General features: G+C 73.5%; 14 protein-coding genes. 8 read left to right on the forward strand and 6 right to left on the reverse strand.

What is annotated here, in order from left to right; all coding sequences use genetic code 11:
* Window positions 1-63 precede the first annotated feature (63 nt).
* The gene (mqo, locus tag H7344_RS14135) at window positions 64-1,617 is read left to right on the forward strand and encodes a malate dehydrogenase (quinone) (RefSeq protein WP_229707189.1); all 1,554 of its coding nucleotides are present in this window, start codon (window positions 64-66) and stop codon (window positions 1,615-1,617) included.
* 39 nt (window positions 1,618-1,656) lie between these two features.
* Here the strand turns inward: mqo and H7344_RS14140 are convergent, their stop codons facing one another.
* From H7344_RS14140 to H7344_RS14150, 3 genes are all read right to left on the reverse strand, one after another.
* Window positions 1,657-2,253, reverse strand: a complete 597-nt coding sequence (locus tag H7344_RS14140) for a malonic semialdehyde reductase (RefSeq protein WP_186346658.1) — start codon at window positions 2,251-2,253, stop codon at window positions 1,657-1,659.
* Window positions 2,254-2,392: 139 nt separating this feature from the next.
* The gene (gene katG, locus H7344_RS14145) at window positions 2,393-4,663 is read right to left on the reverse strand and encodes a catalase/peroxidase HPI (RefSeq protein ID WP_186346659.1); all 2,271 of its coding nucleotides are present in this window, start codon (window positions 4,661-4,663) and stop codon (window positions 2,393-2,395) included.
* Window positions 4,664-4,682: 19 nt separating this feature from the next.
* Entirely contained in the window at window positions 4,683-5,153 is a 471-nt protein-coding gene (locus tag H7344_RS14150) for a Fur family transcriptional regulator (protein ID WP_186346660.1), read from the reverse strand.
* A gap of 106 nt (window positions 5,154-5,259) precedes the next feature.
* Between H7344_RS14150 and H7344_RS14155 the strand changes: the two genes are divergently transcribed.
* From H7344_RS14155 to ilvA, 4 genes are all read left to right on the forward strand, one after another.
* Window positions 5,260-5,484 carry a hypothetical protein gene (locus H7344_RS14155; protein ID WP_186346661.1) on the forward strand — a complete coding sequence of 75 codons (225 nt, stop codon included), beginning with the start codon at window positions 5,260-5,262 and terminating at the stop codon, window positions 5,482-5,484.
* Window positions 5,485-5,562: 78 nt separating this feature from the next.
* The gene (locus tag H7344_RS14160) at window positions 5,563-6,369 is read left to right on the forward strand and encodes a helix-turn-helix transcriptional regulator (protein ID WP_186346662.1); all 807 of its coding nucleotides are present in this window, start codon (window positions 5,563-5,565) and stop codon (window positions 6,367-6,369) included.
* 216 nt (window positions 6,370-6,585) lie between these two features.
* On the forward strand, window positions 6,586-8,331 hold the full coding sequence (locus tag H7344_RS14165) for an AMP-binding protein (RefSeq protein ID WP_186346663.1): 1,746 nt from the start codon (window positions 6,586-6,588) through the stop codon (window positions 8,329-8,331).
* Between the two features lie 10 nt (window positions 8,332-8,341).
* A complete protein-coding gene (ilvA, locus tag H7344_RS14170) occupies window positions 8,342-9,598 on the forward strand; it encodes a threonine ammonia-lyase IlvA (protein WP_186346664.1) in 1,257 nt (418 codons plus the stop codon).
* Between the two features lie 226 nt (window positions 9,599-9,824).
* Here the strand turns inward: ilvA and H7344_RS14175 are convergent, their stop codons facing one another.
* On the reverse strand, window positions 9,825-10,820 hold the full coding sequence (locus H7344_RS14175; protein ID WP_186346665.1) for a 5'-3' exonuclease: 996 nt from the start codon (window positions 10,818-10,820) through the stop codon (window positions 9,825-9,827).
* A gap of 160 nt (window positions 10,821-10,980) precedes the next feature.
* On the opposite strand from H7344_RS14175, the gene H7344_RS14180 reads away from it, so the two are divergent.
* Window positions 10,981-12,519, forward strand: coding sequence for an adenylate/guanylate cyclase domain-containing protein (locus H7344_RS14180; protein ID WP_186346666.1), 1,539 nt, complete (start codon window positions 10,981-10,983; stop codon window positions 12,517-12,519).
* A 20-nt stretch (window positions 12,520-12,539) separates the two neighbouring features.
* On the opposite strand, the gene H7344_RS14185 is transcribed toward H7344_RS14180, so the two are convergent.
* Window positions 12,540-13,430: a LysR family transcriptional regulator gene (locus H7344_RS14185; RefSeq protein WP_186346667.1), complete on the reverse strand. Its 891-nt coding sequence runs from the start codon at window positions 13,428-13,430 to the stop codon at window positions 12,540-12,542.
* Window positions 13,431-13,583: 153 nt separating this feature from the next.
* Between H7344_RS14185 and H7344_RS14190 the strand changes: the two genes are divergently transcribed.
* Entirely contained in the window at window positions 13,584-15,086 is a 1,503-nt protein-coding gene (locus H7344_RS14190) for an aldehyde dehydrogenase family protein (protein ID WP_186346668.1), read from the forward strand.
* A 144-nt stretch (window positions 15,087-15,230) separates the two neighbouring features.
* Here the strand turns inward: H7344_RS14190 and H7344_RS14195 are convergent, their stop codons facing one another.
* A complete protein-coding gene (locus H7344_RS14195) occupies window positions 15,231-16,706 on the reverse strand; it encodes a protein adenylyltransferase SelO (protein WP_229707188.1) in 1,476 nt (491 codons plus the stop codon).
* 212 nt (window positions 16,707-16,918) lie between these two features.
* Here H7344_RS14195 and H7344_RS14200 point away from each other — a divergent pair, with 212 nt between their 5' ends.
* Entirely contained in the window at window positions 16,919-18,016 is a 1,098-nt protein-coding gene (locus H7344_RS14200) for a sugar ABC transporter substrate-binding protein (protein ID WP_186346670.1), read from the forward strand.
* The last annotated feature ends 109 nt before the right edge of the window (window positions 18,017-18,125 follow it).

Raw genomic sequence — 18,125 nt, forward strand, 5'->3', positions numbered from 1 at the left:
ATGGGCCCGTCAGAGTGGGTCGTTGGCAAGCAATCCCTGGCTGAGCACTCAGGAGAACGGCCCGTGCAGCTCGACGGTAACGATGTAGCCCGCCTCGCCGCGACCGGCGGTCCCGCGTCGGGCCGACGGCCCGACGACGAGGGCCCGGCGACGACGTACGACGCCCTGCTCGTCGGCGGCGGGATCATGTCCGCCACGCTCGCCACGCTGCTGCATCACGTGGAGCCCACCTGGCGGATCGGCATCGTCGAGCGGCTCGACGAGCTGGCCCAGGAGTCCTCGGGCCCGTGGAACAACGCCGGCACCGGCCACGCCGCGCTGTGCGAACTCAACTACTCCCCGGAGCGCCCCGACGGCTCGGTCGACGTCAGCAAGGCGATCGAGGTCAACGAGCAGTTCCAGGTCACCCGCCAGCTGTGGGCGTTCCTCGTCGAGAGCGGCGCGCTGCCGGACCCGGCCACCTTCGTGCGCCCGACCCCGCACCTGTCGTTCGTGTGGGGCACCGAGAACGTCGAGTACCTCCGCCGCCGCCACGAGCAGCTCGTCTCCCACCCGCTCTTCGCGGGCATCGAGTTCAGCTCCGACCCCGACGTCATCGCCGAGTGGGCGCCGCTGCTCATGGCCGGCCGCGACCGCAGCGAACCGGTGGCCGCGACCCGCGCCATCGGCGGCACCGACGTCGACTTCGGCTCGCTGACCCGCCAGCTCGTCACCGGCCTCGCCGACAGCGGCGCCGTGGAGCTGCGCACCGGCACCGAGGTACGCCGTCTCCGTCGCACCGAGGGCGGCTGGCACGTCACGGGCAAGGACTTCGACGCGACCGCGCGCTTCGTCTTCGTCGGCGCCGGCGGCCAGGCCCTCACGCTGCTCCAGCGCTCGGGGATCGACGAGATCCGCGGCTACGGCGGCTTCCCGGTCAGCGGCGAGTTCTGGCGCACCACGAACCCCGAGGTCGTCGCCCGGCACCAGGCCAAGGTCTACGGCAAGGCCGCCGTCGGCGCCCCGCCGATGTCGGTGCCGCACCTCGACACCCGCGTCGTCGACGGCGCCCCGAGCCTGATGTTCGGCCCGTACGCCGGGTTCAGCCCGCGCTTCCTCAAGCACGGCTCGCTCTTCGACCTGCTCCGGTCGGTGCGGCTGCACAACCTGCGGCCGATGCTCCAGGCGGGCCTGCGCAACCTCGGCCTGGTCGTCTACCTGGTCCAGCAGCTGCTGGCCGGGAAGAAGTCCCAGCTGCGGGAGCTCCAGGCGTTCTTCCCCGACGCGCGGGCGGAGGACTGGGAGAAGATCACCGCCGGCCAGCGGGTCCAGGTCATCAAGGACGTGCCCGGCCAGGGCGGGGTGCTCCAGTTCGGCACCGAGGTGATCGCCGCGGGCGACGGCAGCATCGCCGGCCTGCTCGGCGCCTCGCCGGGTGCGTCCACGGCCGTGCCGATCATGCTCGACGTGATGGCGCGCTGCTTCCCCGACCGGGTGGAGGAGTGGCGCCCGGCGCTGGAGAAGGCGATCCCCAGCTATGGCCACCGGCTCGGCGAGGACCCCGAGCTGGCCCGCACCGTGCTCGCCCAGACGACGTACTCCCTCGGTCTCGACCCGACGGCTCCCGCCGCCCGCTGAGGCGGGCGACGGGAGCCGGGTCGGGGTCGAGGTCGGGGCTCAGGCCTCGCGGACGACCTCGTCGAGCTCGAGGCGGGGCAGGCGGTCGAACCAGGCGTTCTCGGCCGGGCGACCGATGTTGACGACCAGCAGCGACCGCAGCGTCGTGCCGGCGAGCAGGTCGGCGTCGAGCGCAGCGGCGTCGAAGCCACCCATCGGGCCGGCGGCGAGCCCGGCGGCGCGGACGCCGAGCAGGAAGTAGCCGGCCTGCAGCGTGGCGTTGAAGCGGGCGGCCTGCTCGCGCGCCTCGTCGTCGGCGAAGACGTCCTTCGCGCCCGGGAAGTGGGCGAAGGTCCGCGGCAGGTGCTCGTGGAAGTCGGTGTCCGCGGCGAGCACGGCCACCAGCGGCGCGCTCGCGGTCTTGTCCCGGTTGCCGTCGGACATGTGCTTGAGCAGCCGCTCGCGGGCCTCGCCCTCACGGACCAGGACGATCCGGAGCGGCTGGGTGTTCATCGCGGTCGGCGCGTACTTCACCAGGTCGTAGATCGCGGCGACCTGCTCGTCGGTGACGGGCTCGTCGGTGAACGCGTTGGCGGTGCGGGCGTCGCGGAAGAGGAGGGCCTGGGCGTCGGCGGACAGCGGGAGCTCGAAGGTCATGCAGTGCTCAACCGAACGCCGGTGGGGACGAGTCCCGAGGTCGATGTGGGATCGGCCACCGCCCCCGGACGGGACGAGCCCGGCCACCCCTGACGCGGGGTGACCGGGCTCGGTCGTGGTGCGGGGACCTAGGTGCAGGTCACTTCAGGTCGAAGCGGTCCAGCTCCATGACCTTGGTCCAGGCGGCGACGAAGTCGCGCACGAACTTCTCGCGGGCGTCGTCGCTGGCGTAGACCTCCGAGAGCGCGCGCAGCTGCGAGTTGGAGCCGAAGATCAGGTCGACCGCGGTGGCGGTCCACTTCAGCTCGCCGCTCGCGGCGTCGCGGATCTCGTAGACGTTCTCCTCCGACTCCGAGGCCTTCCACTGCGTGCCGGGGGCCAGCAGGTTGGCGAAGAAGTCGTTGGTGAGCACGCCCGGACGGTCGGTGAGGACACCGTGCTGGGCGCCGCCGACGTTGCCGCCGAGCGCCCGCATGCCGCCGACGAGGACGGTCATCTCCGGCGCGGTCAGGTCGAGCATGTAGGCGCGCTCGACCAGCAGCTTCTCCGGCTGGAGCTTCTCGCCGGACCGCAGGTAGTTGCGGAACCCGTCGGCCCGCGGCTCGAGGACGCGGAAGGAGTGGACGTCGGTCTGCTCCTGCGTGGCGTCGGTGCGACCCGCGTGGAACGGCACCTCGACCTCGACGCCGGCGTCCTTGGCGGCCTTCTCGACCGCCGCGGAGCCCGCGAGGACGATGAGGTCGGCCAGCGAGACCTGGGCGCCGCCCTTGGCGTTGAACTCGGCCTGGATCGCCTCGAGCTTCTCGAGGACGCGTCCGAGCTGCTCGGGCTGGTTGACCGCCCAGCCGCGCTGCGGCTCGAGGCGGATGCGCGCACCGTTGGCGCCACCGCGCTTGTCGGTGGAGCGGAACGACGCGGCCGAGGCCCACGCGGTCGAGACGAGCTCGGCGGTGGTGAGGCCGGACTCGAGCACGGCGGTCTTCAGCGCGGCGACGTCGGCGTCACCGACGAGCTCGCCCTGGACCGGCGGGACCGGGTCCTGCCACAGCTGCGGCTCCGGCACCCAGGGACCGAGGTAGCGGTCGACCGGGCCCATGTCGCGGTGCAGCAGCTTGTACCAGGCCTTGGCGAAGGCCTGCGAGAACTCGTTGGGGTTCTCGAGGAAGCGGCGCGAGATCTTCTCGTAGTCGGGGTCCATCCGCAGCGCGAGGTCCGACGTGAGCATCGTGGGCTTGCGCGGCGGCGAGTCCGGCGTCGGGCCGGGGATGATCGCGTCGGCGTCCTTGGCGACCCACTGCCAGGCACCGGCCGGGCTCTTCTCCAGCTCCCACTCGTACTTGAAGAGGAACTTGAAGTAGTCGTTGCTCCACCGGGTCGGCGTGGAGGTCCAGGTGACCTCGAGGCCGGAGGTGATGGCGTCCTTGCCCTTGCCGGAGCCGAACGACGACTTCCAGCCCAGGCCCTGCTCCTCGAGCGGGGCGGCCTCCGGCTCCGGGCCCACGAGGTCGGCGTCGCCGGCGCCGTGGGTCTTGCCGAAGGTGTGCCCGCCGGCGATGAGCGCGACGGTCTCCTCGTCGTTCATCGCCATCCGGGCGAAGGTCTCGCGGATGTCGCGGGCCGAGGCCAGCGGGTCCGGGTTGCCGTTCGGGCCCTCGGGGTTGACGTAGATGAGGCCCATCTGGACCGCGCCGAGGGTCTCCTCGAGCTCGCGCTCGCCGGCGTACCGCTCGTCGCCCAGCCAGGTGTCCTCGGGACCCCAGATGATCTCCTCGGGCTCCCAGATGTCCTCGCGGCCGAAGCCGAAGCCGAAGGTCTGGAAGCCCATGTCCTCCATCGCGACGGTGCCGGCGTACACCAGCAGGTCCGCCCACGAGATCTTCTGGCCGTGCTTCTGCTTGACCGGCCACAGCAGGCGGCGGGCCTTGTCGAGGTTGGCGTTGTCCGGCCAGCTGTTGAGCGGGGCGAAGCGCTGCGAGCCCTCGCCCGCGCCGCCGCGGCCGTCGTAGATGCGGTAGGTGCCGGCCGCGTGCCAGCTCATCCGGATGAAGAGGCCGCCGTAGTGGCCGAAGTCCGCGGGCCACCAGTCCTGCGAGGTGTTGAGCACCTCGACGACGTCACGGCGCAGCTCGGCGAGGTCGAGCTTCTTGAACTCCTCGGAGTAGGTGAAGTCCGGGCCGAGCGGGTTGCTCTTGGAGGAGTGCGCGTGCAGCGGGGTCAGGTCGAGGCTGTTGGGCCACCAGTCCTGGTTGGTGTGCGGACGGCGGTTCGTCGCCGGGGTCGGCGAGTCGATCGCGGGGTTCTCGCTCTCGCTGCCGTGCGCGGCGGCGGAGTCGTGCATGACCGGGCAGCCGGCCTCGGCCTTGCGGTCGACCCCCTGCGGGCTGACGGGGGCGTTGTCGTCCTGGGTCATCTACTTCCTTCCGGCTGCGTTACTGGTGGGAGGTGGTGGTGGAACGGATGTGGTCGGTCGTGCTGGTGCTGCTGGCGGCCGCGCAGTCGGGGCAGGTGCCCCAGTAGACGACCTCCGCCTCGTCGACCACGAAGCCGTGGTCGTCGGAGGCGGTGAGACAGGGAGCGTGGCCCACGGAGCAGTCCACGTCGGCGATCGCGCCGCAGGAGCGGCACACCAGGTGGTGGTGGTTGTCGCCGACCCGCGACTCGTAGCGCGCGGTCGCGCCGGCCGGCTGGATCCGCCGGACGATGCCCGCGTCGGTGAGCGCGCGGAGCACGTCGTACACCGCCTGGTGGGACACCGCCCCGAGGTCGGCCCGCACGTGCCCGATCACCGTGTCGGTGTCCGCGTGCGGGTGCTCGTGCACGGCGGTGAGCACGGCCAGGCGGGGCTTGGTGACCCTGAGCGAGGCCTCGCGCAGCACCGCTGCGAAGTCCGGCGTCGTCATGCCCCCACCCTCTCGCCCTTTCTGGAACAAGTCAAGAATAGACCGCCTCCGCTGTCCACCTGTGGACAGCGGCCCGAGGGCGCGCCCCGACTGGCAGGGTCGGCGCATGGCGAAGGCTCTCGGACTGGTCCTGCTGGTGCTCGTCGTCGACGCGGTGCTGCTGGTGGTGGTGGGCGTGCAGATGCAGGACGCCCCACCGGCGCCGGCGGACGCCGCGGTGGGCAAGGGGCTGGCGACCCTGGGGGCGGCGCTCGGCTTCGCGGCCGTCATCGTGGCGATCGCGCTGCTCGAGGTCAACGACCGGCGTAGCCGGCCGGCGCCGGAGGCCTGAGCGACAGCCCTGGCGACGCAGCACCGCGGCGCGGGACGAGGGTTACCCTGCTGGCCCGAGCGAGCAGGGAGGCGGTCGGTGGACCCGAGGGCGGAGGAGACGCGCCTGTGGGCGTCGGCGCTCGGTGCGCTGCGGGAGCGGACCGGTGCGCCGATGGTCTTCGGCGGCGCCGTGGTGCCGGGCGGGCTGCGGCTGACCCACGTCGTGGGATCCCGGACCGGCGCCCTGCAGGGCCTGCTCGTCCGCCCCGGCGCCGGCCTCGGCGGCCGCGTCTGGCAGGAGTCCGACGCACTCGTCGTCGCCGACTACGGCCTCGCGACCGACATCTCCCACGACTACGACGAGCCGGTCCGGTCCGAGGGCCTGCGCACGGTGGCCGGCGCGCCGGTCATCGTCGACCGGGTCCTGCGGGGCGTCGTGTACGCCGGCACGCGGGGTCTCCCCGTCACCGGCGACCGCCTGCGCGAGGCCGCCGTCGCCGCCGCCCGGACGCTCGCCCGCGAGATCGCCGTCGAGGACGAGGTCGAGCGGCGCCTGGCCGCACGGCGGGCCCACGACAGCCAGGCGGCCGTCGCCCTCGGCCACGCCCACGCGGAGGTCCGTGCCCTCGTCGGGAGGACGGCCGACCCCGACCTGCGGGAGCGGCTGGACCGGCTCGCCGCGCTCCTCGTCCTCGGCCCTGCCGACGACCTCGCCCTCTCCCCGCGGCAGGTCGACGTCCTCTCCCTCGTCGCCACCGGCGCCAGCTACGCCACCGTCGGGGAGCGCCTCGGGCTGTCCCCGCAGACCGTGAAGTCCTACATGCGCGACATCCTCGTCGTCCTTGGCGTCCACAGCCGCCACGAGGCCGTCGCCGAGGCCCGCCGTCGCCGCCTCGTCCCCTGATTCCTGCCGCCACCCGCGGCTGGAGTACGTCAGCGCCTCGTCCGCGGACCGTCGTCGAACGGGCAGAAGTCCCTCGACCGGTGACGTCGCCGCAGGTCGGTGCGGCCGGCACGGCGGTTCTGCCCGTCCGTCGACGGGCCATCCGCTGGTGGCGCCAGGTGGTGCACCCCCATCGGGGGGTGTGACGGTCGTCTCGGGCCACTGACGCTGGGACGCATGATCCCCATTGCCGCCACGACGCCCACCGAGGAGCTGCGCCGCGCCCGGGAGACGCTCCTGCGGAACCGGACGGCGTACGACGCGGCGGTGGCCGACTTCCGCTGGCCCGACGTCGGTCCGCACTTCAACTTCGCGCACGACTGGTTCGACGCGTTCGGTCGCGGCAACGACCGGCCGGGCCTGGTCATCGTGGAGGAGGACGGCAGCCGGGCGGCGTACTCGTTCGCGGAGCTGGTCGACCGCTCCGACCAGGTGGCCGCGGCGATGGCGGCGCACGGCGTCGGCCGCGGGGACGCGGTGCTGGTGATGCTGGGCAACCAGGTGGAGCTGTGGGAGACGATGCTCGCGCTGCTCAAGCTCGGCGCGGTGGTGATGCCGACGACGACCGCGGTCACGCCGGCCGAGCTGGCCGACCGGGTCGAGCGCGGCGACGCGCGGGCGGTGGTGTGCAACCCGGCCGACACCGGCAAGCTCGCGGGACTCGAGCGGGGGCTGCTCCGGTTCGCCGTGGGCGAGGTCGACGGCTGGGTGGACCACCGGGCGGCGTACGACCTCGAGCCGCGGCCGGTGCCGCACCCGGGCAACGGCAGCGACGACCGGCTGCTCCTCTACTTCACCAGCGGCACGACGAGCCGGCCGAAGCTCGTCGAGCACACGCACCGGTCCTACCCGGTGGGGCACCTCACGACGATGTACTGGCTCGGGCTGCGGCCCGGCGACGTGCACCTGAACGTCTCGAGCCCGGGGTGGGCCAAGCACGCCTGGTCGAGCTTCTTCGCGCCGTGGCTCGCGGAGGCGACGGTGCTGGTGAGCAACTACCGCCGGTTCGACCCGGAGGCGATGCTGCGGGTGCTGCGCGAGGAGCGGGTGACGACGTTCTGCGCACCGCCGACGGTGTGGCGGATGCTCATCAACGCCGACCTCACCGGCGGTCCGGGCAGCCTGCGCGAGGCCATCGGCGCGGGCGAGCCGCTCAACGCCGAGGTGATCCGGCAGGTGCGCGACCACTGGGGCCTCACGATCCGCGACGGCTTCGGGCAGACCGAGTGCACCGCGTCGGTCGGCAACACCCCCGGCCAGCCGGTCCGCGCCGGCTCGATGGGCCGCCCGCTGCCGGGCGTCCCGGTGGTGCTGGTGGACCAGGTGACCGGTCAGGTCGTCGAGGGGGCGGGCGAGGGCGAGATCTGCCTGGACCTGTCGGCGGCGCCGGTGAACCTGATGAGCGGCTACCAGGGCGACCCGGAGCGGAACGCCGAGGCGATGCACGGCGGGTGGTACCACACCGGCGACGTCGCCGCCCGCGCCGACGACGGCTACCTCACCTACGTCGGCCGCACCGACGACGTCTTCAAGGCCTCCGACTACAAGGTCTCGCCCTTCGAGCTCGAGTCGGTGCTCATCGAGCACCCGGCCGTCGCCGAGGCCGCCGTGGTGCCGGCGCCGGATCCGGTGCGGCTCGCGGTCCCCAAGGCGTACGTCACCCTCGTCCCCGGTCAGCAGCCCACGGCCGAGACGGCGCGGTCGATCCTGGCCCACGCGCGCGAGCAGCTGCCGCCGTACCTCCGGGTGCGCCGGCTGGAGTTCATCGAGCTGCCGAAGACGACCTCGGGGAAGATCCGCCGCGTCGATCTGCGGGCGCGCGAGGTCGAGCTGGCGCAGGCGGGGCCGGGCACCCCGCGCACGACGGAGCACCGCGACGACGACTTCGACCTGCGCGCCGGGGGCGTCGGGGCCGCGCACTAGGGTCGCGGGCGTGGAGCTGCCGACCGCGAGGGACGTCGAGCGCGCTGCGCGGCTGCTCAGCGGGGTGGTCGGGACCAGCCCGCTCCAGCGCTCCGCGCGCCTGTCGGCGCTCACCGGCCTGGACGTCTGGCTCAAGCGCGAGGACCTCCAAGAGGTGCGGTCCTACAAGGGTCGCGGCGCCTACAACCTGGTCGCCGGCCTCACCGCCGAGGAGCAGCAGCGCGGGGTGACGTGCGCGAGCGCGGGCAACCACGCGCAGGGCGTGGCGTTCGCGTGCGCCCGGCTCGGGGTCCGCGCCACGATCTTCCTGCCCCGCACCACACCGAGGCAGAAGCGCGCCCGGATCGCCGCGCTCGGCGGTCCGCTGGTCGAAGTCGTCGTGGACGGCGACACGTACGACGACGCCAACCGGCTCTGCCAGGAGCTCGCGGCCGCGACCGGTGCGGCGGTTGTGCCGGCCTTCGACGACCGGCGCACGATCGCCGGGCAGGGAACCGTCGCGCTCGAGGTGCTCGCGCAGCTCGGCCGGGCGCCGGACGTCGTCGTCGCGCCGGTGGGCGGCGGCGGCCTGCTCGCCGGGATGGTCACCCTGCTCGCCGACCGGGCACCCGACGTGCGCGTGGTCGGCGTGGAGCCGGCGGGCGCGGCGTCGATGACGGCCGCGCTGGCCGCGGGCCGGCCCGTCGAGCTCGACTCGGTCGACTCGTTCGTCGACGGCGCGGCCGTGCGGCGCGTCGGGGACTGGACCCACGCGGTCCTCGACCGGCACCGGCCCCGCATGGTGACCGTGCCCGAGGGCCTGGTCTGCGTCGAGATGCTCGAGCTCTACCAGTCCGACGGGATCATCGCCGAGCCCGCCGGTGCGCTGGCCCCGGCGGCGCTCCGCGACACCGCGGCCGGCCCCGTCGCCGCGCCGGGCGCGACGGTGGTGTGCGTGCTGTCGGGCGGCAACAACGACGTCAGCCGGTACGCCGAGGTGGTCGAGCGCGCGCTCGTCCACGAGGGGCTGCGGCACTACTTCCTGGTGGAGTTCCCGCAGGAGCCCGGGGCGCTGCGGATGTTCCTCGACGAGGTGCTCGGGCGCGACGACGACATCGTGCTGTTCGAGTACGTCAAGCGCTCCAACCGCGAGACCGGGCCGGCCCTCGTCGGCATCGAGCTGCAGCGGCCGACCGACTACGGGCCGCTGCTGGAGCGCATGACCGGCTCCGGCATCCGGGTCCAGGTCGTCGAGCCGACGAGCCCGCTGTTCCGGATGGTCCAGTAGCGCGATCCCCTCGCGCCGGTCGCGCGCGGCGTACCGGAGTTCTTTGCCGTTGCTCCGGTCTAGTCAGCGTTTCGCGGCCGACCTGGCGGGGACGATGTGGTCCTGCTGGAGGGAGCATGACTGCCGTTCAGGCACCAGCAGGACGGGTTGCCTCCGTGGCCCGTCGGGCTGTTCCGGTCGGTCCCCCCACATCAGCGGCCGGGACAGCCCACCAGCTCCGGCGTCCTCAGCCGGCCGACGCCGGCGGCTCGGTGAGCACACGCAGTGCGAGCGCGGTCGTCGACTCGACGCCGAGGTGGCCGACGACGCGGGCGACGCGGACCGGGTCGAGGGGCAGCAGGCCGGGGGAGTCGGGGACGTCGGGGTGGAGCCCGAGGTCGACCTCGCGCCCGCGCATGATCGCGAGGTTGAACTCGTAGCGCTCGCGCGCACCCTCCGCGGTGAGCCGGGCCAGCAGCCGCTTGCCGATCCGCGGCACGCCGGTCTCCTCGCACCACGAGTCGACCGCGGCGACGAGGTTCTCGCCGGCGCAGTGGTCGATGTCGGCCCACACCGCCTGCATCGACCCGACCTGCTCGAGCAGCACCGGGGCCGTCTTCTCGCCGATCCCCGGCACGCCGGGCAGGTTGTCGCTGGCGTCCCCGCGCAGCGCGGCGAACTCCAGGTAGCTCTCGGCCGCGACGCCGTACATCGCGCGCAGCCGGCCCGGGTCGAGCAGCGGCGAGCCGGCGATGCCGCCGTCGATGAGCCGCAGGACCGAGGTGTGCTCGGAGATGTGGGCGAAGGAGTCGCGGTCGGAGGTGACGAGCACGCAGCTCCAGCCCTCGCGCTCGGCCCACGTCGCCGCCGAGGCGTTGACGTCGTCGGCCTCCAGCCCCGGCGGGGTGACCGCCAGCAGGCCGAGCGCGTCGAGCAGTGCACCGGCCCGCTCGAGCTGGTCGACGAGCGCGTCGTCCTTCGGCGCCCGCCCGGCCTTGTACGCCGGGTAGGCGGCCTCGCGCTCGGACGCGGTCCGGTCGTCGAGGCCGAAGAGCACCGCGTCCGGGGCGAACTGGTCGACCGCCTCGAGGATCTGGCGCAGCATCCCATGCAGCGCCCAGGCGGGCCGGCCGCCGCGGTCGCGGAGGTCGGTGTGCGCCCGCGCGTGGTGGTTGCGGTGCAGCAGCGACGGGGCGTCGACGGCGAGCAGCAGGTTGCGGGGGCGGTCGGGAGGAGGTCGCATGGCGGTGCCGCGAGCCTACGGGTGCGGCCGGGCCCGTGGGTCGTGTGCCTCCCGACGCGGTCGGGCGCGTCCGCGGGCACACGACCCCCGCAGGCGCTCGGCCCCGGTACGGTCGGCCCACACGACCGCGGACCCCGCGGCCGCGGACCGGAGGTGCGGGATGGGCAGGCGCTCGGCACCCTTCGGCGCGCGCGTGCTCGGGCGACCGGACCAGTCGGTGCGCGCGCTGCGCCTGCGCGTCCAGCTGCTGCTGACCGTGATGCTGGTCAGCACCAACGTCGTCGCCGCCGGCGTCGTCTTCCTCATCGCCTCCCTCGTCGTGCCCGCGCCGAGCCCCACGAGCGCGACGGTGGTCTCGCTGGCCATCGCGGTGCCGACGTACGTCGGCGTGGCGGTGCTGATCGGTGTCGGGGTCGGCACGCGGCTCAGCCTGCGCGCCCTGCGGTGGGCGACCGAGGGCATCGAGCCGGACCGGCGGCAGCGCCTCGCCGCACTGCGCGTCCCGCTCCGGCTGACCGTCATGCAGGGCGCGCTCTGGCTCGGCGCGACCGTCCTGTTCACGACCCTGTCGCTGGTGCTGCAGCCCGAGCGCGCCCTCGGGTCGGGGGTCGCGGTCGGGATCGCAGGCATGGTGGCGTGCGGGATCGCGTTCCTGCTGGCCGACTTCGTCATGCGGCCGATCTCGGCGCGTGCGCTGGGCGGGCTCGCGGTCACCGACCGCCCGCGCGGGGCGGGCGTCGGCGGCCGGATGGTCCTCTTCTGGTGCCTCGGCACGGCGGCACCGGTCGTCGGCATGGTGGTCGCCGCCATCGTGGGCCTAACCGGCGACGACGACGCGCGCGACCGGCTGCCGTTCACGGTCCTCGCGATCAGCGCCGTCGTGCTGGTCTTCGGGCTGCTCACCACCGTCCTCAACGCCCGCTCGATCGTCGCCCCGGTCAGCACCGTGCGCGACGCGCTGCTCGACGTCGAGCGCGGCGACCTCGGCCGGGAGGTGGTCGTCTTCGACGGCACCGAGCTCGGGTCGCTGCAGGCGGGGTTCAACGCGATGGCCCAGGGCCTGCGGGAGCGCGAGCAGCTGCGCGACCTCTTCGGCCGGCACGTCGGCCGCGACGTCGCGCTCGCCGCGGCGGCCCGCGGGGTCGAGCTCGGCGGGGAGGCCCGCCAGGTGACGGTGCTCTTCATCGACCTGGTCGGCTCCACGACGTACGCCACGCAGCACGAGCCCGCGGAGGTCGTGCGCACCCTCAACCGGTTCTTCGGCGTGGTCGTCGAGGAGGTCGACCGGCAGCGCGGGCTGGTCAACAAGTTCATGGGCGACGCGGTGCTCGCGGTCTTCGGCGCGCCGGTGGACCACCCCGACCACGCCACCGCCGCCCTCGCTGCGGCCCGTGCCATGGCCGGCCGGCTCGCAAAGGAGGTGCCAGAGATCAGCGCCGGCATCGGCGTCGCGACCGGCGAGGCGGTGGCGGGGAACGTCGGCGCGGCGAGCCGGTTGGAGTACACGGTCGTCGGCGACGCCGTGAACAGCGCCGCCCGCCTCACCGACCTCGCCAAGCAGGTCCCCGGCTGCGTCCTGGCCGCCTGGCACACCGTCGAGGAGGCCGGCGAGGACGAGGCCCGGCACTGGCAGCGCCACGATCCGGTGGTCCTGCGCGGCCGCAGCGAGAAGACCGCCACCGCCGTCCTCTGCGGCTGACTCCTGCGGCTGAGGCCGGTTCAGCGCAGCTCGGCCGCGCGGGCCTGGACCTCGCTGCGGATGGCCGCCAGGGCGGCGACGGCCGGTGCGCGGCGGACGCTCGCGCTGGCCAGGGCGGCGACGAAGGTCAGCTCGACGCGCACCCTGCGCGGCAGCACCGGCTCCAGCCCCGTCGCGCGCCGGGCGAGGAACGTCGGCAGCAGCGCGATCCCCGCCCCCGCCCGAGCCGCCTCCAGCTGTGCGAAGACGCTCGTCGACCCCAGCTGCACCGCCCGCTCGGCGAAGAGCCGGTCGACGAGCTGGAGGTCGCTGACCCGCAGCGCGCCCTCGACGTAGTAGACGAGCGCGTGGTCGTCGAGCTCGGCCTGCGAGCGCGGCCGGCCGGCCCGGTCGAGGTAGTCGGGCGCCGCGAACAGCCCGAGCTCGTACGCCGCCAGGTCGACCGTCCGCACCCGCGGCGACAGCGGCTCGCCCACGCCGACCTCCACGTCGGCGCCGCTGCCGTGCACGATCGGTCGCGTGGCGGCGGTCAGCTCGACCGTGACCCGGGGGTGCCGACGCCGGAGCGCGGCGAGCGCGGGCGCGGCGTACACCGCGGCGAACGCCTCGGGCGCCGAGACCCGCACCAGGCCGGCCAGCTCGCCCTCCCCGTCGCCGTCGGCGCTCAGCGCGTGGCGGGCGGTGGTGACCGCGCGCTCGACCGACTCCGCGGCGGGCAGGAGCGAGCGGCCGAGCTCGGTGAGGTGGCAGCCGCGCGTCGTGCGGGAGACGACCGGCGCGCCCACCGCGGCCTCGAGCGCGTCGAGGCGGCGGGACACCGTCGAGTGGGTGAGACCGAGGGCGGTCCCGGCGGCGCTGAGGTTGCCGGTGCGCGCGACCTCGAGCAGCACGACCAGGTCGTCGGCGCGCATGGCTCGGCCCTCCTCGCGGGGATCACCCGGCTGTGCATCCTTGCACAGCCGGTGTGCGGGGGTCGGCGTTGTTCCGGGGCCCGCGATGGGCGAACCTGTACCGGTCCGGCGACGTCCGCGCCGCCACGTCGTACCCGAGGAGACCCGCACCCGATGAAGCTGCAGACCACCATCGACGCCCCCGACGCCGGCACCCCCGACTGGCCGATGCTCATCGGCGGGGAGTGGGTCCCCTCGGAGAGCGGCAAGTGGCGCGACGTGGTCACCCCGGCGCGGGCCGAGCAGGTGCTCGCGCGGGTGCCCGAGAGCACCAAGGCCGACCTCGACCGCGCGGTCGACGCGGCGACCGCGGCGCTGCCGGCCTGGCGGGCGCTGCACTTCCGCGAGCGCGGCACGATCCTGCTGCGCATCGCTGACGCGATCGAGGCGCGCTCGGAGGACTTCGCCCAGCTCACCGCCCAGGACACCGGCAACGCGCTGCGCACCCAGGCGCGGCCGGAGTCGGCGACGCTGGTGGCGCTGTTCCGCTACTTCGGCGGCGTGGCCGGCGAGTTCAAGGGCACGGTGCTCCCGGCCGGCGACGACCAGCTGCAGTACACCCGCCTCGAGCCGCTCGGCGTCGTCGGCGCGATCCTGCCGTGGAACTCCCCGCTGATGATCGCCGCGATGAAGCTTCCCGCTGCCCTCGCCGCCGGCAACACGCTCGTCGTCAAGCCGGCCGAGGACGCGCCGCTGACGATTCTGCTGCTCGCGCAGGTCATGTCCGAGCACCTGCCCGCGGGCGTCCTCAACGTCGTCACCGGCGTCGGCGAGACCGTCGGCCAGGCGATCTCGGAGCACCCGGGCATCCACAAGGTGTCCTTCACCGGCTCCTCCGAGGTCGGCCGGATCGTCGGCGCCACCGCCGGCGGCCGCCTCGCCCACCAGTCGCTCGAGCTGGGCGGCAAGTCGCCGAACATCGTCTGCTCCTCGGCCGCTGCGCCGGACGTCATCGAGGCCACCGCCGAGGGCGTGCTGCTCGCGATGCGGTTCAGCCGCCAGGGCCAGTCGTGCACCGCCGGGTCGCGGCTGTTCCTGCACGAGGACGTGCACGACGAGTTCCTCCGCGTGCTCGTGGAGAAGGTCTCGAGGCTCAAGGTCGGTGACCCGCTGGCCGAGGAGACCGACATGGGCGCGATCATCAACCGCTCGCAGTACGAGCAGGTCCTCGACTACATCGAGGACGGCAAGTCCCAGCCCGGTGTCCGCGTCGCGCTCGACATGTCCCGCGACGTGCCCGAGGGGCTCGAGGGCTACTACCAGGGCCCGACCATCCTCGCTGGCGTCGCCAACGACTGGCGGATCGCCCGCGAGGAGATCTTCGGGCCCGTGCTCGTCGTCATCCCGTGGAAGGACGAGGACGAGGTCGTCGCGATGGCCAACGACTCCCACTACGGCCTCGCCGCGTTCGTCTGGTCCCGCGACCTCGACCAGGCCCTCGGCCTCGCCCACCGCATCGAGTCCGGCTGGGTCCAGGTCAACCAGGGCGGCGGCCAGGTCATCGGCCAGTCCTACGGCGGCTACAAGTCCTCCGGCATCGGCCGGGAGTTCTCCATCGAGGGCGCCATCGAGGGCTTCACCCAGACCAAGCAGATCAACGTCAAGCTCGGGCGCTGACCGCCGGTCGGTCGCTGGGGTCGCTCGCGGCAGCCGTCAGGTTCATCGGGGCGCCGACGAACCTGACGGTCCGCCGATGAAGTTCCATCGGGGAACCGTCAGGTTCATCGGGTGGCCGATGAACCTCACGGCCAGCCGGAGGCCTCAGGTGCCGCAGTACGTCGTGTAGGAGCCGAAGTCGGGCGGGGCGGGGGCGGCGTACGCCTCGAGGCCGGGCCGCTCGTCGTACGGCGCGCGCAGCACGTCGACCAGCCGCTCGACCGGGCCGAGGTCGCCGGCGGTGGCGGCGTCGAGCGCCTCCTCGACCAGGTGGTTGCGGGGGACGTAGACGGGGTTGACCCGGTCCATCGCGTCGGCGTCGGGGCCGAGCGCGCGCCAGCGCTCGAGCCAGTCGTCGAGCGGGCGCAGGTCGAGCACCATCCCGCGCACCGGCTCGGCGTCCCCCCGGGCGGCGGACGACAGCGCGCGGAAGAACGTCGTCCAGTCGACGTGGCCGGACCGAAGGATCGGGAACAGCTCGTCGACCAGCGGCACGAGCACGTCGTCGGCGAGCCCCGGGGGCAGGCCGGTCTTGCGCCGCATCGCGTCGGTGAAGGCGGCGCTGTACGCCGTGCGGAACCCGCCGAGCGCCTCGGTGGCGATCTCGATCGCGCGCTCCTCGGACTCGTCGAGCAGCGGCAGCAGGGCCTCGGCGAGCCGGGCGAGGTTCCACTCGGCGACGACCGGCTGGTTGCCGTAGGCGTAGCGGCCGCCCTCGTCGATCGAGCTGAACACGGTGGTCGGGTCGAACGCCTCCATGAACGCGCACGGGCCGTAGTCGATCGTCTCCCCGGACAGCGTCATGTTGTCGGTGTTCATCACGCCGTGCACGAACCCGACAGCCATCCACTGCGCCACCAGCCGCGCCTGCACGTCGACGACCGACCGCAGGAGCCCGAGGTACGGCGCCTCGTCGTCGCGCGCCGCGGGGTGGTGCCGGTCGATCGCGTGGTCGGCGAGCCGGCGCAGCAGGTCGAGTTCGCCGGTGGCCCGGGTGTACTGCACCGTCCCGACCCGCAGGTGGCTCGACGCGACCCGCGCGAGCACCGCGCCGGGCAGCACGGTCTCGCGCTGCACCTTGCGGCCGGTCGCCACGACGGCGAGCGAGCGGGTGGTGGGGATGCCGAGCGCGTGCATCGCGGTCGAGACGACGTGCTCGCGCAGCATCGGCCCGACCGCCGCGAGCCCGTCGCCGCCGCGAGCGAACGGCGTACGTCCCGAGCCCTTGAGGTGCAGGTCGCGCAGGTCGCCGTCGGGGCCGCTGAGCTCGCCGAGCAGCAATGCGCGGCCGTCGCCGAGCCGCGGGGAGAACCCGCCGAACTGGTGGCCGGAGTAGGCCTGCGCGACCGTCCGCGCGCCCTCCGGGACGACGGTGCCGGTCAGCAGGCCGAGTCCGTCGGGGCCGCGCAGCCAGTCGGTGTCGAGGCCGAGCTCGGCGGCCAGCTCCTCGTCGAGGGCCAGCAGCCGCGGCTCGGGCGCCTCGGCGGCCTGCCAGGGCACGGCGAGCTCGGGCAGCTCGTCGGCGAACCGGTGGCCGAGGCGGACGGTGGGCCCGGGAACGGGGGAGGGTGCGACGCTCACCTCCTCGAGAGTACGTCGGTGACCGACCGCCCCGCCGCCGTACGCCGTGCCCACGTGGGTCAGGTAACGGTTTGGAAACGTCCGGATCATCGCGCTGCTACCTCTGGACGTGGTGCCCGTCACATGCATAAGTTGTGCCGCACAACAAACGCGTGATGCCTCCGGGAGTCGGTAGAGCGGGCGCGGATCGATCGCTCAAGGAGGCGGATCGCGTGAAGCGGAAGCACAGCGTGGCCATGGCGGCCCTGATGGGACTGGCCCTGACGGTCTCGGCCTGCGGGTCGGACGACGGCGGCGACAGCGCCGGCGACGGCGGCAGCAGCCCGAGCAGCAGCGCCGACGGCAAGATCGGCGTCATCCTCCCCGACACGGAGTCCTCGGTCCGCTGGGAGAGCGCCGACCGGCCGGCCCTCGAGGCGGCCTTCGAGGACGCCGGTGTCGAGTACGACATCCAGAACGCCGAGAACGACGCGGAGCGGATGACCCAGATCGCCGACTCCATGATCGGCAGCGGCGTCACTGTGCTCGCCATCGTCAACCTGGACTCCGAGTCGGGTGCCGCGATCCAGGAGAAGGCGGCCTCGCAGGGTGTCGCCACCATCGACTACGACCGCCTCACGCTCGGCGGCTCGGCGGAGTACTACGTCTCCTTCGACAACACCGTCGTCGGGGAGCTGCAGGGCCAGGGCCTCGCGGACTGCCTGGGTGACAAGCAGGCCAACATCGTCTACCTCAACGGCTCGCCCACCGACAACAACGCCACCCTGTTCGCCGAGGGCGCCCACAGCGTGCTCGACGAGATGTCGAACTACAAGGTCGTCGGCGAGCAGGCCGTGCCCGAGTGGGACAACGAGGAGGCGGCCACGATCTTCCAGCAGCTCTACACCGCGGCCAAGGGCAAGGTCGACGGCGTGCTCGCCGCCAACGACGGTCTCGGCGGCGCCGCGATCAACATCCTCGAGGGCAACGGCCAGGCCGGCAAGGTGCCGGTCACCGGTCAGGACGCGACCGTCGAGGGCCTGCAGAACATCCTCGCCGGCACCCAGTGCATGACCGTCTACAAGTCGGCCACGCAGGAGGCTGCCGCCCTGGCCGAGGTGGCGATCGCCCTGGTCAACGGCGAGGAGGCCGAGACGACCGGCACGGTCGAGGACGTCGAGGGCGGTCGCGACGTGCCGGCGATCCTGCTCGAGCCCCAGTCGATCATGAAGGACAACATCAACGACGTGATCGAGGACGGCGGCCAGAAGGCCGAGGACATCTGCACCGGCGAGTTCCAGAAGCTCTGCGCCGACGCGGGGATCTCCTGACCGTCCCAGCTCCACTCAGGTCGACGCCACCGCGGCGCACGACCTGACCCGGAAGGCGCCCGGGCCGCACGCGGCCCGGGCGCCTTTCGTCCATCCGAACAACAATCTC

Source organism: Nocardioides deserti (assembly GCF_014266025.1).
Taxonomy (GTDB): Bacteria; Actinomycetota; Actinomycetes; order Propionibacteriales; family Nocardioidaceae; genus Nocardioides; species Nocardioides deserti.